At 68.9% G+C, this 17,760-nt stretch carries 17 protein-coding genes and 1 pseudogene; 4 read left to right on the plus strand and 14 right to left on the minus strand.

Annotated features, from left to right (window positions below; all coding sequences use genetic code 11):
* Positions 1-84: 84 nt before the first annotated feature.
* Positions 85-1,002, plus strand: a complete 918-nt coding sequence (locus LRS14_RS03055; RefSeq protein WP_046115665.1) for a tripartite tricarboxylate transporter substrate binding protein BugE — start codon at positions 85-87, stop codon at positions 1,000-1,002.
* Positions 999-1,901 carry a site-specific tyrosine recombinase XerD gene (gene xerD, locus LRS14_RS03060; RefSeq protein WP_257798559.1) on the plus strand — a complete coding sequence of 301 codons (903 nt, stop codon included), beginning with the start codon at positions 999-1,001 and terminating at the stop codon, positions 1,899-1,901. The genes LRS14_RS03055 and xerD overlap by 4 nt, the downstream gene beginning before the upstream one ends.
* 99 nt (positions 1,902-2,000) lie before the next feature.
* On the opposite strand, the gene LRS14_RS03065 is transcribed toward xerD, so the two are convergent.
* On the minus strand, positions 2,001-2,966 hold the full coding sequence (locus LRS14_RS03065) for a porin (RefSeq protein WP_046115649.1): 966 nt from the start codon (positions 2,964-2,966) through the stop codon (positions 2,001-2,003).
* 211 nt (positions 2,967-3,177) lie between these two features.
* Between LRS14_RS03065 and LRS14_RS03070 the strand changes: the two genes are divergently transcribed.
* Positions 3,178-3,780: a MarC family protein gene (locus tag LRS14_RS03070; RefSeq protein WP_257798560.1), complete on the plus strand. Its 603-nt coding sequence runs from the start codon at positions 3,178-3,180 to the stop codon at positions 3,778-3,780.
* 16 nt (positions 3,781-3,796) lie between these two features.
* Here the strand turns inward: LRS14_RS03070 and LRS14_RS03075 are convergent.
* The 3 genes and pseudogenes from LRS14_RS03075 to LRS14_RS03085 form a co-directional block, all read right to left on the minus strand.
* Positions 3,797-4,550, minus strand: a pseudogene (locus LRS14_RS03075) (amino acid ABC transporter permease).
* A 21-nt stretch (positions 4,551-4,571) separates the two neighbouring features.
* Positions 4,572-5,438, minus strand: a complete 867-nt coding sequence (locus tag LRS14_RS03080) for a basic amino acid ABC transporter substrate-binding protein (RefSeq protein ID WP_046115646.1) — start codon at positions 5,436-5,438, stop codon at positions 4,572-4,574.
* Between the two features lie 87 nt (positions 5,439-5,525).
* Positions 5,526-6,317: a ferritin-like domain-containing protein gene (locus LRS14_RS03085; RefSeq protein ID WP_046115645.1), complete on the minus strand. Its 792-nt coding sequence runs from the start codon at positions 6,315-6,317 to the stop codon at positions 5,526-5,528.
* Between the two features lie 50 nt (positions 6,318-6,367).
* On the opposite strand from LRS14_RS03085, the gene LRS14_RS03090 reads away from it, so the two are divergent.
* Entirely contained in the window at positions 6,368-7,324 is a 957-nt protein-coding gene (locus tag LRS14_RS03090; protein ID WP_046115644.1) for an Hsp33 family molecular chaperone HslO, read from the plus strand.
* Between the two features lie 37 nt (positions 7,325-7,361).
* Here LRS14_RS03090 and LRS14_RS03095 read toward each other — a convergent pair whose 3' ends face one another.
* From LRS14_RS03095 to mutS, 10 genes are all read right to left on the minus strand, one after another.
* Positions 7,362-8,036 (minus strand): ATP-binding protein, encoded by a 675-nt coding sequence (locus LRS14_RS03095; RefSeq protein WP_257798561.1) that lies wholly within the window; start codon positions 8,034-8,036, stop codon positions 7,362-7,364.
* On the minus strand, positions 8,033-8,659 hold the full coding sequence (pnuC, locus tag LRS14_RS03100) for a nicotinamide riboside transporter PnuC (protein WP_257798562.1): 627 nt from the start codon (positions 8,657-8,659) through the stop codon (positions 8,033-8,035). The genes LRS14_RS03095 and pnuC overlap by 4 nt, the downstream gene beginning before the upstream one ends.
* Before the next feature lie 14 nt (positions 8,660-8,673).
* Positions 8,674-8,952, minus strand: coding sequence for a cell division protein FtsB (gene ftsB, locus LRS14_RS03105; protein WP_046115642.1), 279 nt, complete (start codon positions 8,950-8,952; stop codon positions 8,674-8,676).
* A 24-nt stretch (positions 8,953-8,976) separates the two neighbouring features.
* A complete protein-coding gene (gene eno, locus LRS14_RS03110; RefSeq protein ID WP_257798563.1) occupies positions 8,977-10,263 on the minus strand; it encodes a phosphopyruvate hydratase in 1,287 nt (428 codons plus the stop codon).
* A gap of 38 nt (positions 10,264-10,301) precedes the next feature.
* Positions 10,302-10,592, minus strand: coding sequence for a DUF1330 domain-containing protein (locus LRS14_RS03115; RefSeq protein WP_046115640.1), 291 nt, complete (start codon positions 10,590-10,592; stop codon positions 10,302-10,304).
* Between the two features lie 17 nt (positions 10,593-10,609).
* Positions 10,610-11,467, minus strand: a complete 858-nt coding sequence (gene kdsA, locus LRS14_RS03120; protein ID WP_257798564.1) for a 3-deoxy-8-phosphooctulonate synthase — start codon at positions 11,465-11,467, stop codon at positions 10,610-10,612.
* Positions 11,464-13,113 (minus strand): CTP synthase, encoded by a 1,650-nt coding sequence (locus LRS14_RS03125; RefSeq protein WP_257798565.1) that lies wholly within the window; start codon positions 13,111-13,113, stop codon positions 11,464-11,466. The genes kdsA and LRS14_RS03125 overlap by 4 nt, the downstream gene beginning before the upstream one ends.
* A gap of 98 nt (positions 13,114-13,211) precedes the next feature.
* Positions 13,212-14,012 carry an alpha/beta fold hydrolase gene (locus LRS14_RS03130; RefSeq protein ID WP_046115638.1) on the minus strand — a complete coding sequence of 267 codons (801 nt, stop codon included), beginning with the start codon at positions 14,010-14,012 and terminating at the stop codon, positions 13,212-13,214.
* Positions 14,013-14,030: 18 nt separating this feature from the next.
* A complete protein-coding gene (locus LRS14_RS03135) occupies positions 14,031-14,870 on the minus strand; it encodes a proteasome-type protease (protein ID WP_257798566.1) in 840 nt (279 codons plus the stop codon).
* Positions 14,867-17,431, minus strand: a complete 2,565-nt coding sequence (gene mutS / locus LRS14_RS03140) for a DNA mismatch repair protein MutS (RefSeq protein ID WP_257800398.1) — start codon at positions 17,429-17,431, stop codon at positions 14,867-14,869. Before mutS ends, LRS14_RS03135 begins: the two co-directional genes overlap by 4 nt.
* Between the last annotated feature and the right edge of the window lie 329 nt (positions 17,432-17,760).

Raw genomic sequence — 17,760 nt, forward strand, 5'->3', positions numbered from 1 at the left:
CATGCACCGATGATCCCTCAGACGAAACGCAAGACCCTCAAGACTCTGGCTTCGCTCGGCGCGCTGTCGCTCTTGCCGCTGGCGATGCCCGCCATGGCGCAGTCCTATCCCACCAAGCCGGTGCGCATGGTGGTGCCCTTCGCGCCCGGCGGCACCACCGACATCATCGCCCGCGTGGTGGCCGAGAAGGCCAACCAGGCGCTGGGCCAGAACCTGGTGGTGGAGAACAAGGGCGGTGGCGGCGGCTCGATTGGCGCACTGGAACTCGTGCGCGCCAAGCCCGACGGTTACACCTTGGGCATGGCCACGGTGTCCACCACCGCGTCCAACCCGGCCATCAACCCGAAGATCGGCTACGACCCCGTCAGCGACTTCACGCCCATCATCAACATCGCGGCCACGCCCAACGTGATCGTGGTGCACCCGTCGTTCCCCGCGAAGGACTACAAGACCTTCCTCGAGGTCATCAAGAAGAACCCGGGCAAGTACAGCTATGCCACTTCGGGCACAGGCGGCATCGGCCACCTGCAGACCGAGCTGTTCAAGAGCCTGACCGGCACCTTCATCACCCACATCCCCTACCGCGGCGCAGGCCCGGCGCTCAACGACACCGTGGCCGGCCAGGTGCCGATCATGTTCGACAACCTGCCGTCGGCACTGCCCTTCATCAAGGATGGCCGGCTGGTGCCCATCGTGGTGGCGGCGCCCCAGCGCCTGGCCGTGCTGCCCAACGTGCCCACCTTCAAGGAAGTGGGCCTGCCGGCAGCCAACCGCATGGCGTACTACGGCTTCCTCGGCCCCAAGGGCATGCCCAAGGACGTGGTGGACGCCATCAGCGCCGCGGTGAAGAAGACGGTGGACCTGCCCGACGTGAAGAAGCGCATCGAGGACACCGGCTCGCTGCTGGTGCTCAACACGCCCGACGAATTCGCCGCGCAGATCCGCGCCGAATACGACGTGTACAAGAAGGTGGTGCAGACGCAGAAGCTGACGCTGGAGTGACCGCGCGCGAGCAGAGCCAGGCGTTGATCGACCGTTTCGTCGACGCGCTCTGGATCGAGGACGGCCTGGCCGCCAACAGCCTGGCCGCCTACCGCCGCGACCTGCAGGGATGCGCCGACTGGCTGGCCGCCGGGCCGGCCAAGGCCATCGATGCCGCCACCGAGACCGATCTGCTGGGCTACGTGGCGGCCCGCCACGCCGGCTCCCGCGCCACCAGCGCCAACCGGCGGCTGACGGTCTTCAAGCGCTTCTACCGCTGGGCGCTGCGCGAGCACCTGGTGGCCGCCGATCCCACCTTGCGGCTGCGCACCGCCAAGCAGCCGATGCGGGTGCCCAAGACGCTGAGCGAATCGCAGGTGGAGGCGCTGCTGCAGGCGCCCGACACCGGCCGCCCGCTGGGCCTGCGCGACCGCGCGATGCTCGAGCTGATGTATGCCAGCGGCCTGCGCGTGAGCGAGCTGGTAGGCCTGCAGACCATCCAGGTCGGCCTGGCCGAAGGCGTGCTGCGGGTGACCGGCAAGGGCTCGAAGGAGCGGCTGGTGCCCTTTGGCGACGAAGCCCACGGCTGGATCACCCGGTACCTGGCCGAGGCCCGTGCGGCCATCCTGCAGGGCCAGAGCACCCAGGCCCTGTTCGTCACCGCCCGCGGCGAAGGCATGACGCGCCAGATGTTCTGGAACATCGTGAAGAAGCATGCGCTGGCGGCCGGCATTGGCACGCCGATCTCGCCGCACACCCTGCGGCATGCCTTCGCCACCCACCTGCTCAACCACGGCGCCGACCTGCGCGCGGTGCAGATGCTGCTGGGCCATGCGGACATCTCCACCACCACCATCTACACCCACGTGGCGCGGGAGCGGCTGCGGGTGCTGCACGCACGGCACCATCCGCGCGGCTGACGCGCTGCGGACGACGAAAAGACAAACGGCCCCGAAAGGGCCGGACATGAAAAACGGCCCCGAGGGGCCGTTTGGCATTCCGATCCGGCGAGCCGGAGATCAGAAGTTGTGGCGCACGCCGACGGCGAAGGAGCTGGGGTCCTTGCCGGCGCCGGCGGCCGTGCCGTAGGCGGCGTTCGACTTGTTGTCGACCATGGTGTAGAAGGCGTAGACCTTGGTGCGCTTGGACAGGTTGTAGTTGTAGGCCAGGGTCCACTGGATGGCCGAGGTGTCGTCGGCGTTGCTCCAGTCGTCGGCATAGCCCACGTTGGCGTGGAATTCCGAAGCGCCCAGGGTGTACATGCCGGCGATGCGGAACAGGTTGCGCTTGCCCAGGTCGTCGGTGTTCAGGTCGCTGCGCTGGTAGTAGCCGCCGACGGTGAAGGCGCCGAATTCATACAGGGCGCGCACGGCCAGCTGCTTGTCCTTCGAGCCGGCTTGGTGCTCGTAGCCCACGCCCAGGTGCAGGGGACCCGCGTCGTAGTTGCCAGCCAGGTTGTAGACCTTGTTGGTCTCGACCGGGCCTTCGGCAGCCGACACGGTGAACTCGCCCACGAAGCCCGACAGGTTCGGGGTCTGGTACGACACCGTGTTCTTGTTCTGGCTCAGGTAGGTGTACAGCTTGTCTTCCGACGTGCCGGTGTCGTGGTTGTGCAGACCGATCCAGTCGGCGGTGGCGTAGTAGGCGGCGCTGGTCAGGCGACCGGCGCGGATGTTGCCGAAGCCGCCGGACAGGCCGACCCAGGCGTCGCCGGACCAGAAGTCGCCAGACTGGGTGCCGGTATCGCTGTTGAAGCGGTGCTCGAGGTAGAAGTCAGCCTTCAAGCCGCCACCCAGGTCCTCGGTGCCCTTGAAGCCCAGGCGCGAAGCGTTGTTCTGCAGAACGGTCTGCTTGCCGTCGACGGCGACGTCTTTTTGGTACTCGACGCTGGTGTTCACACGGCCGAACACGGTCACGGAGCTTTGAGCCAGAGCGGCGCTCGTGCCCAGGGCAGCGACGGCGGCAACGATCAGGGTGCGCTTCATGGAGATCCTTTGATGTAGGTAATCGGTTTGTGCACCGTTCGAAACCGAATCAGTGCCCGTGGACAAAGTGTAAGAGCGGGCCTGCTGGAAAACGAGCATATGGGCGCTTCCGCGCAGCGCGGCGCGGCGAGAAAACAACAGTGGATGCCGCGCCGCACCGGGACGCCGGCCCGGCCGGAAGCCACCGGCCCGCAGGCACAATCCGCCGCCCATGGACCACACCTTCGTTTCCGCACTGCTGCTGCTGCTGCTGGTGCTCGACCCCTTCGGCAGCCTGCCGATCTTCATCTCGGTGATGCGCAACGTCGCGCCCGAGCGCCGGGCCCGCGTGGCCGTGCGCGAGGTGGTGATCGCCTTCTGCGTGCTGGCGCTGTTCATGGTGGGCGGCCAGGGCTTCCTGTCGCTGATGCACCTGTCGGAGCGCTCGCTGGAGGTGGCCGGCGGCGTGATCCTGCTGATCATCGCGATCCGGATGATCTTCGCCTCGGGCAGCGAAATCTATGCGGCGGCCGAGGGCCAGTCGCGCGAGCCGTTCATCTTCCCGCTGGCGGTGCCGCTGCTGGCCGGCCCGTCGGCGATGGCGACGGTGCTGCTGCTGGCGTCGCGCCAGCCCGAGCGGCTGCACGAGTGGGTGGGCGCGCTGACGGTGGCCATGGCCATCAGCGGCGTCGTGCTGCTGGCGGCCGACCGCCTGCGCAAGCTGCTGGGTGCGTCGATGGTCAGCGCCATCGAGAAGCTGATGGGCCTGGTGCTTACCGCCGTGGCCGTCGAGATGATCCTCGCCGGCCTCAAGCGCTACTTCTTCGGCACCTGAGCGGCACCGCCTGAGCTCACCTGCCGCGCAGATGGGCCGGCGCCTCGAGCCGCTTGGCCAGGCCGGCCAGCAGCAAGGTGAGCACCAGATAGACCGCGGAGATCAGCAGGTAGGGCTCCCAGTAGCGGGAATAGGCGCCCGCCACGGTGCGGGCCGCCAGCGCCAGCTCGGCCAGGCCGATGGCCGAAACCAGGGACGAGTCCTTGATCAGCGTCACGCCCTCGTTGACCAGCGCCGGCATCATGCGACGGAAGGCCTGCGGCAGGATCACGTGGCGCATCGCCTGCGCATGGGTCAGGCCCACGCTGTAGGCGGCCTGGGTCTGGCCGCGGTGGATACTGAGAATGCCGGCGCGGAAGATCTCGGAGATGTAGGCACCGGCGTTCAGCGTGAGCGCCAGCGCGCCGGAGAAGAACGCGCCGTATTCCTGGCGGAAGCCGCGGGCCGCCTCGCCGGCCAGCAGCAGCCCGTGCTCGGGATGGACCAGCGTGGGCATCACCGCGAAGTGCACGAGCAGGATCTGCACGAACAGCGGCGTACCGCGGAAGAAGGTGACGTAGGCCAGCGTGAACAGCCGCGCCACCTTCAGGAGCCAGCGCAGCGGTGCCGTCTTGGGCTGGGGCGCATCGGCCGAGCTGCTGATCAGCCCGAAGAACACCCCCCAGCAGCAGCCCGACGCCGATGGCCACGACGGTGAGCTTCACCGTCATCGCCAGGCCAGACAAGAACAACGGGCCGTAACCGGCCAGAATTTCCCAGCGAAGATCCACGACCCGTCTTCTCCGACCGGCTTACTTCGACGCGGCGGACGCTGCTGCGGCGGCCGCGGGCGCGGCGCCGAAGTACTTGGCGAAGATCTTGTCGTAGGTGCCGTCGGCCTTGATGTCGGCGATGCCCTTGTTGACCAGGGCCAGCAGCTCCGCATTGCCCTTCTTCACCGCAAAGCCGTACTGCTCGGGCACGAAGCTGGCGTCGGCCACGGTCTTGAACTGCGCGCCCGGGTTGTTGGCCACGTAGTGGATGACCACGCCGTTGTCGGCCACGACCGCGTCCACGCCACCGGCTTCCAGCTCCTTCAGCGCCAGCGGGGTGGACTCGTAGCGCTTGACGTTGGCGCTGGTCTTGCCCAGCAGCTTGGTGACCACCTCGTCGCCGGTGGTGCCGGTCTGCACGCCCACCTTCATCTTCTTGAGGTCGTCGAACTTGGCGACCTTGCTGTCCTGCTTGACGGCGATCAGCTGCACCGCGTCGAAGTAAGGCGCGCTGAAGTCCATGGTCTGCTTGCGCTCGTCGGTGATGGTGATGGACGAGGCCAGCATGTCGCGGTCGCCCTGCTGCAGCGCGTTGAAGATGCCTTCCCACGGCGTGTTGACGAACTTCACCTCGAAGCCGCCCTTCTGGGCCACGGCGCTCATCACGTCGATGGTGAAGCCGACGATCTCGGCCTTGTCGTTCTGCGACTCGAAAGGCGCATAGGCGGCGTCGGTACCCACGGTGTAGACCTTGGCCGGCGCGGGGGCGGGTGCCGAAGCGGCCTCGGGTGCCGAGGCCACGGGGGCGGGTGCGGGCGGCTCCTGCTTGCCGCAGGCGGCCAGCACCAGGCCGGCGGCCAGCATGCCGACACGTTGCAGGAAACGGCGGGTGGAAAGATCAGTCATGGGAATGGTGCAGGATGAAAATGGTGGCGGGAGTGTACGAGGCAGGATGTGCCCGCCCGATGCTCGCAAGCCCTGTTCCAAGCCGCTTCAGGGCAGCCTTTCCAGCTCGGCCAGTTCCTCGGCGGTGAAGCCCGCCGCCTCGCGTGCGGCCCGGTTGAACGGCGGCCGCAGACGCGGCGCCTGATGCTCGCGCACCAGCCGGGCGTAGTGCGCCACCGGCTCCAGCGCATGGCGTTCGCACAGCCAGCGGTACCAGCGATTGCCCACCGCCACATGGCCCACCTCGTCGCGCAGGATCACGTCGAGGATGGCCACCGCGCGGGCATCCCCCGCCTTGGCCAGCTTGGCCTGCAGCGGCGGCGTGGCATCCAGCCCGCGGGCCTCCAGCGTGCGCGGCACCAGGGCCATGCGCGCGATCACGTCATGCCGGGTGCGCCAGGTCATGGACCACAGGCCGTCGTGGGCGTCGAAGCTGCCGTAGTCGTGACCCATCGACAGCAGGTGCTCGCGCAGCAGCGTGAAGTGCAGCGCCTCCTCCGCGGCCACGCGCAGCCAGTCCTGGTAGAACAGCGCGGGCATGCCGGCGAAGCGCCACACCGCGTCCATCGCCAGATCGATGGCATTGAGTTCGATGTGAGCGATGGCATGCAGCAGCGCGGCCCGGCCTTCCAGCGTGAATGGCGAGCGGCGCGGCAGGCTGGTGTGTGGCACCAGTCGCGGGCGGGCAGGGCGGCCGGGCAGGCCGGGCGGTTCGGCCAGCACGGCGGAGGTGTCCAGCGGCAGCTCCGGCGCGGCCTGTTGCAGCGCGCGCGCGGCCTCGGCCTTGTGCACCGGGTCGGGCAGGCTCAAGACCCGCAACGCTTGCTGTCGAAGCTCCATTCCTACAATTCTGCCCTTTGGGCCTTTGCGGCCCGTTCGGGACACCGGTGATGAGTGAGTTGCACAAGTTCTTGTTCGAAGGCCTGCCGGTGCGGGGCATGCTGGTGCGCCTGACCGGCGACTGGCGCGAGGTGCTGCGCCGGCGCGAGACGCTGGGCGCCTATCCGCCGCCGGTGCGTGCGCTGCTCGGCGAGATGGCCGCGGCCGGCGTGCTGATGCAGTCGAACATCAAGTTCGAGGGCGCGCTGGTGATGCAGATCTACGGCGATGGCCCGGTGAAGCTGGCCGTGGTGGAAGCCCAGCCCGACCTGCGCTTCCGGGCCACCGCCAAGGTGGTGGGCGAGGTGGCCGACGATGCGCAGCTGGCCGCGATGGTCAACGTGCAGGGCCAGGGCCGCTGCGCCATCACGCTGGATCCGGCGGACAAGCAGCCCGGCCAGCAGCCCTACCAGGGCGTGGTGGCGCTGCATGGCGACCACCGCGAGCCGTTGCAGAAGGTGAGCGAGGTGCTGGAGCACTACATGCTGCAGTCGGAGCAGCTGGACACCCGGCTGATCCTGGCGGCCAACGACGAGATCGCCGCCGGGCTGCTGATCCAGCGGCTTCCGGTCGAAGGCGAGGGCAACCTCGGCGCGCGCAACGAGGACGAGATCGGCATCAACGAGGCCTTCAACCGCATCAGCCACCTGGCTGCCACGCTGACGCAGGAAGAGCTGCTGACGCTGGATGCCGACACGGTGCTGCGCCGGCTGTTCTGGGAAGAGCGCGTGCTGCGCTTCGAGCCGCAACACCCGCGCTTTGCCTGCTCATGCTCGCGTGAGCGCGTAGGCGCGATGCTCAAGGGCCTGGGCCGCGAGGAGATCGACAGCATCCTCGAGGAACGTGGCACGGACGTGGAGATCGGCTGCGAGTTCTGCGGGCTGCAGTACCACTTCGACCGCGTGGACGTGGGCGGGCTGTTCACGCCGGAGCGGGACCAGCTGCCGCCGACCTCCGCAGTGCACTGAAACCGCGGCACACCCGCCCGCCGGTGGCCGCGCGGCCTCAGGGCAGCGGGTGCAGCAGCCTTTCGCAGTCCGGATCCAGGCAGTCCAGGCAGCGACTGCGCCAGCGCACCCGGCTGCCGCTGCCGGCCTCGCCTTCAGGGGATGGCAGTGCGGCCGCGGCGGCCAGCTCGGGCCGCCACCGGCCCACCGCCCGCAGCGCGGCCGCCACCCGGGCCGCACCTTCGCCATGCACCACGCCATAGGCGATGCCGGCCTCGGCCAGCGCGCCGCGGATGAGGGCGTCCACCGGCTCGCGCACCTGCGGGCCGTCGCGCTGCAGGCCGTCGGGCAGCCAGGGCAGGTCGAGTGCGGTCAGCAGCGTCAGGCCCACCACCTCCCGCTGCCAGCGCAGCGCCCCGGCATGCAGGCTGCGATCGTCGAACACGAACTGGCTGTACACCGCCGTCATCAGCGGCGTGGTGTCGGCCACCACCAGCATGTCGGGCGACCGGGCCAGCGCCGCCTCAATGCGCCGCTGTTGCTCGGCGGCGATGTGCTGCTGTTCCTGTGGTTCAGGCGTGCGGCCCTGCGCGTCGCACCATTCGCGCAGGTATTCGGGCACCCAGGTGCAGGGCTGCAGCCTTTGCAGCTGCTGCGCCAGCGCGCGGGCCAGGTCGGTCTTGCCGGTGCTTTCCGCGCCCAGCAGCGCGATGACGCGGGCAGGCTGCTTCATGCGGCCGCGCGCCGTGCCCAGCCGCGCCAGCCGGCCACCGCCAGCAGCGTGAACAGCGCATACAGCAGCACCGTGAGCCATAGGCCCTTGGTGGCGAACAGCGCCACGCTCACCAGGTTCACCAGCACCCAGGCGGGCCAGTTCTCCACGTACTGCCGCGCCAGCAGCCACTGGCCGGCCAGGCTGCCCACGGTGGGCAGGGCGTCCAGCCAGGGCACGGTGCTGTCGGTGTAACGCAGCAGCAGCCAGCCCACCGCAGGCCAGGCGGCCAGCGTCAAGGCCAGCGCCAGCCAGCGGCCGCGGCTGGCGAGGTGGCGAACCCGCAGCGCCGCGCCATCGGCCTGCCGGCCATGGAGCCACTGCCACCAGCCCCAGCCGGCCACGGCGATGAACACCAGCTGCAGTGCGGCCTCGCCGTACAAGCCGTATTCCAGGAACAGGGCGCCGTACAGCGCCGAGCTGGCGATGGCCAGCGGCCACGCCAGCGGATTGACGCGCATGTTCAGCGCCACCATCCATACCGCCAGGCCAAAGGCCAGGATCTCGGCCCGGCTGACCGGGCTGCCCCAGGCGCTGAAGGCAGGCGCGAATGCCGCGGCCCAGGCGGCCTGCAAGGCGTCCATCGGGCGGGCCGCGGCTAGCGGCGCTGGGTGGCCACCTGGACGAGGATCTCGTCAGGCTTGACCATGCCCAGCTCGGCGCGGGCCTTCTCCTCGACCATCTCCAGGCCTTCCTTCAGGTCGGAGACTTCGGCGGCCAGCTGCTCGTTGCGCAGCGTGGCCACCCGGTTGGCGGCCTTCTGCGATTCGAGCTGCGTCTGCAGCGCGACCGCATACGGCATGCCCCCCTTGCCGAACCAGAGTTCGGCCTGCACCAGCGCCAGCAGCGCCAGCAGCCCGAGGGTGATCCACCGCATGATGCGCAGCGCCGCCGTCAGCCGTCAGCGGACGTTGTAGAACGCCGACTTGCCGGGGTACGAAGCCACGTCGCCCAGGTCTTCCTCGATACGCAGCAGCTGGTTGTACTTGGCCATGCGGTCCGAGCGGCTCATCGAGCCGGTCTTGATCTGGCCGGCATTGGTGCCCACCGCGATGTCGGCGATGGTGGAGTCCTCGGTCTCGCCCGAGCGGTGGCTGATGACGGCGGTGTAGCCCGCGCGCTTGGCCATCTCGATGGCGGCGAAGGTCTCGGTCAGCGTGCCGATCTGGTTGATCTTGATGAGGATCGAGTTGGCGATGCCCTTGTCGATGCCTTCCTTCAGGATCTTGGTGTTGGTGACGAACAGGTCGTCGCCGACCAGCTGGATCTTCTTGCCCAGGCGGTCGGTCAGCAGCTTCCAGCCGTCCCAGTCGCCTTCGTGCATGCCGTCCTCGATCGAGACGATCGGGTACTTGTCGCACCAGGTGGCCAGCATGTCGGTCCATTCGGCGGCGGCCAGCTTGATGCCGCCTTCACCTTCCAGCACGTACTTGCCATCGTGATAGAACTCGCTGGCGGCGCAGTCCAGGCCCAGGGCGATCTGCTCGCCCGGCTTGTAGCCGGCGGTCTCGATGGCCTGCAGGATCATCTGGATCGCTGCCTCGTGGCTTTCGACGCTGGGCGCGAAGCCGCCCTCGTCGCCCACGGCCGTGGGCAGGCCTTTGTCGCCGATGATCTTCTTCAGCGCATGGAAGGTCTCGGCGCCCCAGCGCATCGCTTCGCGGAAGCTCGGCGCGCCCACGGGGATGATCATCAGCTCCTGCAGGTCCAGGCTGTTGTTGGCGTGCGCGCCGCCGTTGATGACGTTCATCATCGGCACCGGCAGGCTCATGCCGCCCATGCCGCCGAAGTAGCGGTACAGCGGCAGGCCCGATTCCTCGGCCGCGGCGCGGGCCACGGCCATGCTCACCGCCAGCATCGCGTTGGCGCCCAGGCGGCTCTTGTTGTCGGTGCCGTCGAGGTCGATCAGCGTCTTGTCGAGGAAGGCCTGCTCGGAAGCGTCCAGGCCCAGCACGGCTTCGCTGATCTCGGTGTTCACGTGCTCCACCGCGCGCAGCACGCCCTTGCCCAGGTAGCGGCCCTTGTCGCCGTCGCGCAGCTCGATGGCCTCGCGCGAGCCGGTGGAGGCGCCGCTCGGCACCGCCGCACGGCCCATCGTGCCGCTTTCCAGCAGCACGTCGCATTCGACGGTCGGGTTGCCGCGGCTGTCGAGAATCTCTCGGCCGACGATGTCGACGATGGCACTCATGGGGTTCTCCTCAAGATCGATTGGATGGGAATACTTCTTCAGACGCCTTCGACCATCACCATGCGCATCACCGCCGCACCTTCGCGCGCGGCACGGGCCTGGCCGTATTCGGTCGAGTCGTAGAACGCGCGGGCCTGCTGCGGGCTCGGGAACTTCAGCACCACGATGCGGGTGGGCGACCAGTCGCCCTCCAGCACCTCGACGCGGCCGCCGCGCACGCACACCTCGGCGCCGTGGGCCTGCATCGCCAGGCTGGACAGCCGCTTGTAGTCTTCGTACTGGGTTGGGTCGGTGACGTCGACGTGGGCAATGATGTAGGCGCTGGGCATGCGGCGGGCTCGTGTAGTCAGCAGGAGAAGTCGTTCTCGAGCAGCGGCTGGGCCTTGATCACGCGGTCCAGCGCGACCAGCTGCTCCAGCAGCGCCTTCATGTGCTTGAGCGGCACCGCATTCGGGCCGTCGCTCATCGCGTTGGCCGGGTCGGGGTGCGTCTCCATGAACAGGCCCGCGATGCCCACGGCCACCGCGGCACGCGACAGCACGGGCACGAACTCCCGCTGGCCGCCGCTGCTGGTGCCCTGGCCACCGGGCAGCTGCACGCTGTGGGTGGCGTCGAACACCACCGGCGCGTTGGTGTCGCGCATGATCGCCAGGCTGCGCATGTCGGACACCAGGTTGTTGTAGCCGAAGCTCACGCCGCGCTCACAGGCCATGAAGGCGTCTTCCGGCAGGCCCTTCTCGCGCGCGGCATCGCGGGCCTTCTGGATCACGTTCTTCATGTCGCCCGGCGCCAGGAACTGGCCCTTCTTGATGTTCACCGGCTTGCCGCTCTGGGCCACCGCACGGATGAAATCGGTCTGGCGGCAGAGGAAGGCGGGCGTCTGCAGCACATCGACCACCGCGGCCACGGCGGGCACGTCTTCTTCGTTGTGCACGTCGGTCAGCACCGGCACGTTCAGCTCGCGCTTGACCTTGGCCAGGATCTCCAGGCCTTTGTCCATGCCCGGGCCTCGGAAGGTGCTGCCGCTGGAGCGGTTGGCCTTGTCGAAGCTGGACTTGAAGATGAAGGGGATGCCCAGCGCGGTGGTCATCTCCTTCAGGCGGCCGGCCACGTCCATCTGGAGCTGTTCGCTCTCGATGACGCAGGGGCCGGCGATCAGGAAGAAGGGCTTGTCCAGCCCGATGTCGAAACCGCAGAGCTTCATGCTGCTTCCTTTTGCGCGCCTTCGGTCTTGTGCTCCAGCGCCGCCTTCACGTAGCTGGTGAACAGCGGATGGCCGTCCCATGGCGTGCTCTTGAACTCAGGGTGGAACTGCACGCCGACGAACCACGGGTGCACGTCCTGCGGCAGCTCGACGATCTCGGTCAGCTTCTCGCGCTGGGTGATGGCCGAGATCACCAGGCCGGCGTTGCGCAGCCGGTCCAGATAGTGCTCGTTGGCCTCGTAGCGGTGGCGGTGCCGCTCGGTCACCACCGGGCCGTAGATCTGCCAGGCCAGCGTGCCAGGCGCCACGTCGGAGCTTTGCGCGCCCAGGCGCATGGTGCCGCCCAGGTCGGAGTTGGCATCGCGCTTCTGGATGGTGCCGTCGCTGTCCTGCCACTCGTCGATCAGCGCGATGACGGGATGCGGCGTGGCGGCATCGAACTCGGTGCTGTTGGCGTTGTCCAGGCCGGCGAGGTGGCGCGCCACCTCGATGGTGGCCACCTGCATGCCCAGGCAGATGCCCAGGTAGGGGATCTTGTGTTCGCGCGCGTACTGCGCCGCCAGGATCTTGCCTTCCACGCCGCGCTTGCCGAAGCCGCCGGGCACCAGGATGGCGTCGTACTTGGCCAGCACGTCGGCGTTGCTCTCTTCCAGGCTCTCGGCGTCGACGTACTCGATCTTCACGCGGGCATGGTTGTGGATGCCGGCATGGCGCAGCGCTTCGTTCAGCGACTTGTACGAGTCCGACAGGTCGGTGTACTTGCCGCACATCGCGATGGTCACCTCGTGCTTCGGGTGCTCCACCTCGTTGACCAGCTTGTCCCAGCGCCGCAGGTCGGCGGGCTTGGTCAGCAACTGCAGCTTCATGCAGATCAGCTCGTCCAGGCCCTGCTCATGCAGCATGCGCGGCACCTTGTAGATGGTGTCCACGTCCCACATGGAGATGACACCGGCCGGCGCGACGTTGGTGAACAGCGAGATCTTGTCGCGCTCCTCGTCGGGCACCGCGCGGTCGGCGCGGCACAGCAGCGCATCCGGCTGGATGCCGATGGCGCGCATCTTCTCGACCGTGTGCTGCGTGGGCTTGGTCTTCAGCTCGCCGGCGGCCGCGATGTACGGCACGTAGGTCAGGTGCACGAAGGCCGAGTTGTTGGCGCCGGAGCGCAGGCTCAGCTGCCGCACGGCTTCGAGGAAGGGCAGCGATTCGATGTCGCCCACCGTGCCGCCGATCTCGACGATGGCCACGTCGACGTTGGCCGCGCCGCGCCGCACGAAGTCCTGGATCTCGTTGGTGACGTGCGGGATGACCTGCACCGTCTTGCCGAGGTAGTCGCCGCGGCGTTCCTTCTCGAGCACGGTCTTGTAGATCTGGCCGGCGGTGAAGTTGTTGGCCCGCTTCATCCGGGTGCTGATGAAGCGCTCGTAGTGGCCGAGGTCGAGGTCGGTCTCGGCACCGTCGTCGGTGACGAACACCTCGCCGTGCTGGAACGGGCTCATCGTGCCTGGATCGACGTTCAGGTACGGGTCGAGCTTGATGAGGGTCACCTTCAGGCCGCGGGATTCGAGGATCGCAGCCAGGGAGGCCGAAGCGATGCCCTTGCCGAGCGAGGACACCACCCCACCGGTGACGAAGACGAACTTGGTCATGTCGTGCTGCATTCGGCCGACGCGAGGCCGCGCGAATGCCATGCTGGTAAAGCGCGATTGTAGGCGAAGGCCATGGCGCTTCCGCCTTTCGGGTGCACTCAGAAGGTGGCCGCCAGCCTCAGCACTTCATCGGCGGTGGCCTCGGGCTTTTCCATCGGATACAGGTGCGAGCCTTCGGTCCACACGAAGCGCTCGCGGGCCAGCGCCCGCGCGGCCTCGGTGCCGCCCTGGCGCATCTCCACCGACTGCGTGCCGGCGATGAAGCCCACCGGGCAGCGCAGCGGATGGCGCCGCAGCAGCGTGCCCAGGTGGTGCGGCAGCGTGTTGTAGATGCGGGTCTCCACCTCGCGCTGGAAGGCCAGCACCGTCTTCTCGCCGGCCTCGGTGAAGCCGGCGGCCACGTAGTCGGCCAGCACGCGCTCGTCCCAGCGCGCGAACACATGCTTGCTGGCGAAGTGCTTGTGCACCGCCTCGCGGTTGGGCCATTCATAGCGGCGGCGCTGCGCGATGCGGCCGGGCGAGATGCGCGGCAGCAGCCGGGCCGCCTTGACCGCCCGCAGGCTGTGCGCGCGCCAGCCGGTGACGATGGGGGAATCGAGCAGCACCAGGCCGCGCGCCAGCTCGGGCCGTCGGCAGGCGGCCAGCACGCTGAGCAGGCCGCCCAGCGAATGGCCCACCAGCACCGGCGGCCGTTCGGCGGACGGCACTTCGCGCTCGATGAAGTGGATGAGCTGGTCGCGCAGGTGCGGCCAGTTGCTGGTGACCGGGTAGGCCGGGTCGTGGCCGAAGCGGTCGAGCGCCACCACGCGCCAGCCGGCCGCGCGCCAGCGCTCGAACATCACGCGGTAGGTGCCGGCCGGAAAGCTGTTGGCGTGCGAGAAGACGATGGTGCCGGGCATGGCGCGGGCGCGGCCGGCTTACAGGATGCGCTCGCCCGGGTGGGTGATCTTGCGCATCGGCTCGTAGCGGGCGCTGCGCACCATCATCGGATGGGCGCTGTCGCCGCCGTCCCAGCGCGGGTCGTCGATGCCCTGGAACACCTCGTGCAGCCGCTGGCCCCAGGTCTCGTGGATCATGCGGAAGTAGGGGTTCTTGTCGTCGATGCAGACGATGTCGTCGCTCTTGAACTGGCCTTCCCGGTAGACCAGCAGGTCCAGCGGCAGGCCCACCGACAGGTTGGACTTCAGCGTCGAATCCATCGACACCAGCGCGCACTTGGCGGCCTGGTTCAGCGGCGTGCTGGGCGTGATCACGCGGTCGAGGATGGGCTTGCCGTACTTGCTTTCGCCCACCTGGTAGTAGCAGGTCTCGCCGGTGGCCTCGATGAAGTTGCCGGCCGAGTACACCAGGAACAGGCGCATCGCCTCGCCCTTGATCTGGCCGCCGAAGATGAAGCTGGCATTGAAGTCGATGCCGGCGTTCTTGAGCGCCAGGCCGTCCTGCTCGAACACGCGGCGCACGGTGGCGCCGAGCACGCGGGCCGCATCGAACATGCTGGTGGCGTTCCAGATGGTGATGGGCTCGGTCTCCTTGCCGTTGATCACCGGGCCGTCGATCTTCTCCACCTGCAGCATCTCCCGCACCGACTGCGAGATGCTCAGGTTGCCGGCCGACAGCAGCACCATGAAGCGGTCGTCCGCCTTCTCGTAGATGATCATCTTGCGGTAGGTGCTGATGTGGTCCAGGCCCGCGTTGGTGCGAGAGTCGGACAGGAAGACCAGTCCGGCGTTCAGCCGGATGCCGACGCAGTAAGTCATGGCGTGTTGTCGGTTGTGGAGTTCAGTAGAGCCTTGAGCCGGTACAGCGCATCCAAAGCCTCGCGGGGCGACAGGGTATCAGGCTGAAGATCGGCCAGCGCCTCCTCCACCGCGCTGGTGGCGGGGGCGGGCGGGGCGGGCGGCGGCGCGAACAGGTCCACCTGCGCGCTGCCGGCCTGCTGCTGCGCTTCCAGCGCCTCGAGCGCCTGCCGCGCCTGGCGGATCAGCGACTTCGGCATGCCGGCCAGCTGAGCCACCTGCACGCCGTAGCTGCGGCTGGCAGGGCCGGGCTCGATCTCGTGCAGGAAGACGATGTCGCGCCCGCTTTCCACCGCGCTGACGTGCACGTTCAGCGCCTGCGCATGCCGGGCCGGGAATGCCGTCAGCTCGAAGTAGTGGGTGGCGAACAGCGTGAAGGCGCGGTTGCGGTCGTGCAGGTGGCTCGCGATGGCACCGGCCAGCGCCAGGCCGTCGAAGGTGCTGGTGCCGCGGCCGATCTCGTCCATCAGCACCAGGCTGTGCTCGGTGGCGCCGTGAACGATCGCCGCGGCCTCGGTCATCTCCAGCATGAAGGTGGACTGCGCATTGGCCAGGTCGTCGGCCGCGCCGATGCGGGTGTGGATCGCGTCGATCGGCCCCAGCCGGCAGGCGGTGGCCGGCACGTAGGAGCCCATCGCGGCCAGCAGCGCGATCAGCGCCACCTGGCGCATGAAGGTGCTCTTGCCGCCCATGTTCGGCCCGGTGATCACCAGCATCCGGGTGCGGGCGTCGAGCCGGCAGTGGTTGGCGATGAACTCGCCGCCACCGGTCTCGCGCAGGCGGGCTTCCACCACCGGATGGCGGCCCGCCTCGATGTCCAGGCAGGGATGCGAGACGAACTGCGGCCGGCACCAGCCCAGCGTGGCGGCGCGCTCGGCCAGCGCGGCCAGCGCATCCAGGCCGGTGAGCGCGCGGGCCAGTGCGGCCAGCGTGGCCAGGTGCGGCTGCAGCGCATGCAGCAGGTTGTCGTAGAGCCACTTCTCCCGCGCCAGCGCGCGGTCCTGTGCCGACAGCGCCTTGTCCTCGAAGGCCTTGAGCTCGGGCGTGATGTAGCGCTCGGCATTCTTCAGCGTCTGGCGGCGCTGGTAGTCGGCGGGCACGCGGTCGATGCCGCTCGTGGTCACCTCGATGTAGAAGCCGTGCACCTTGTTGTACTGCACCCGCAGGTTGCCGATGCCGGTGCGCGCGCGCTCGCGCGCTTCCAGGTCGAGCAGAAAGGCGTCGCAGTTCTGGCTGATGGCGCGCAGCTCGTCCAGCTCGGCATCGAAGCCGGGTGCGATCACGCCGCCGTCGCGCAGCAGGACGGCCGGCTCCTCGGCGATGGCGGTGGTCAGCAGCATGGCCAGCGCGGGATCGGGCGACAGCGCCTCGCGCAGCTCGTCCAGCAGCGCCGCGCCGCCGGGCGGCACCGCGGCGCGCAACGCAGGCAGCGTGGCCAGCGTGCCGCGCAGGCCCGAGAGCTCGCGCGGCCGCACCTGCCGCAGCGCCACGCGCGAGGTGATGCGCTCGACGTCGCAGATGTGGCGCAGCGCCTCGCGCAGCGGCTCGAAGCCCTCGCTGGCGATCAGTGCCGCGATCGCGTCGTGCCGCGCCGTGGCCACCGTGCGGTCGCGCAGCGGATGCGTCAGCCAGTGGCGCAGGGCGCGGCTGCCCATGCCGCTCTTGCAGGTGTCCAGCAGCGACAGCAGCGTGGGTTGGGTCTCGCCGCGCAGCGTCTGCGTCAGCTCCAGGTTGCGGTGGGTGGCCGGGGGCAGGTCGAGCAGATCGCTGGCGCTTTCCACCGTCAGCGTCTGCACATGGGCCAGCGACTGGCTCTGCGTGTGCTCGGCAAAGCTCAGCAGGGCGGCGGCTGCGGCATGTGCCGTGGCCAGCGACTGCGCGTTGAAGCCCGCCAGGCTGGCCACCTTGAGCTGCGCGCACAGCTTGCGCGCGCCGAGTGCGCCGTCGAACTGCCAGGCCGGCCGGTGGGTGAGGGCGGCGCCGCTGGCGCGCACGCAGGGCGGCAGCTCGGCCGCGCCGTCGACCAGGATCTCGGCCGCGTCCAGCCGGGCCAGCCAGGCCGGCAGCTCGCGCTCGCTGCATTCGGTCAGGCCCAGCTGCCCGCTCGACAGGCCCAGCCAGGCCAGCCCGAAGCCGGCGGGCTTGCGGGCGATGGCCAGCAGCAGGCTGTCCACCCGCTCGGACAGCAGCTCGGTGTCGGTCACCGTGCCGGGGGTGACCACCCGCACCACCTTGCGCTCCACCGGCCCCTTGGCGGTGGCCACGTCGCCCACCTGCTCGGCGATGGCCACCGCCTCGCCCATGCGGATGAGCTTGGCGAGGTAGCTTTCCACCGAGTGCACCGGCACGCCGGCCATCACCACCGGCTCGCCGGCGCTCTGGCCACGGGTGGTCAACGTGATGTCGAGCAGCCGGTTGGCCTTGCGGGCGTCGTCGAAGAACAGCTCGTAGAAGTCGCCCATCCGGTAGAAGACGAGCGTGTCGGGGAAGTCCGCCTTGATGCCGAGGTACTGGGCCATCATGGGGGTATGGGCCGACAGGTCGGCCCGGGCGACCGGTCGATCGGCCAGCGTTTTCTCGGGGTGCACGTGGATTCGCCTGCGGTGATCAGCAACCAGGGCCGCAGGCAACCGGCTTGGTGGAGCACAAGGCGCCGTGGCCACGCCGCGCCCGGCCCGGAAGGGGCGGCGATCATCGCATGCTCGGGCTCGCCCCTCCATGGCGTTGCCACGCGACGCCGTCGCCGGCCCTGTAGCCTGCAATCCGCGAAGTAGTTAACGGACGGCGAAGGCGCGGCGGTCGTCCATCCCCCCCGGAACGCATGGGCGCGATAGCGTTCACCATCCGTTAC

It is taken from the genome of Aquincola sp. J276, from assembly GCF_024700035.1.
GTDB lineage: Bacteria > Pseudomonadota > Gammaproteobacteria > Burkholderiales > Burkholderiaceae_C > Aquincola > Aquincola tertiaricarbonis.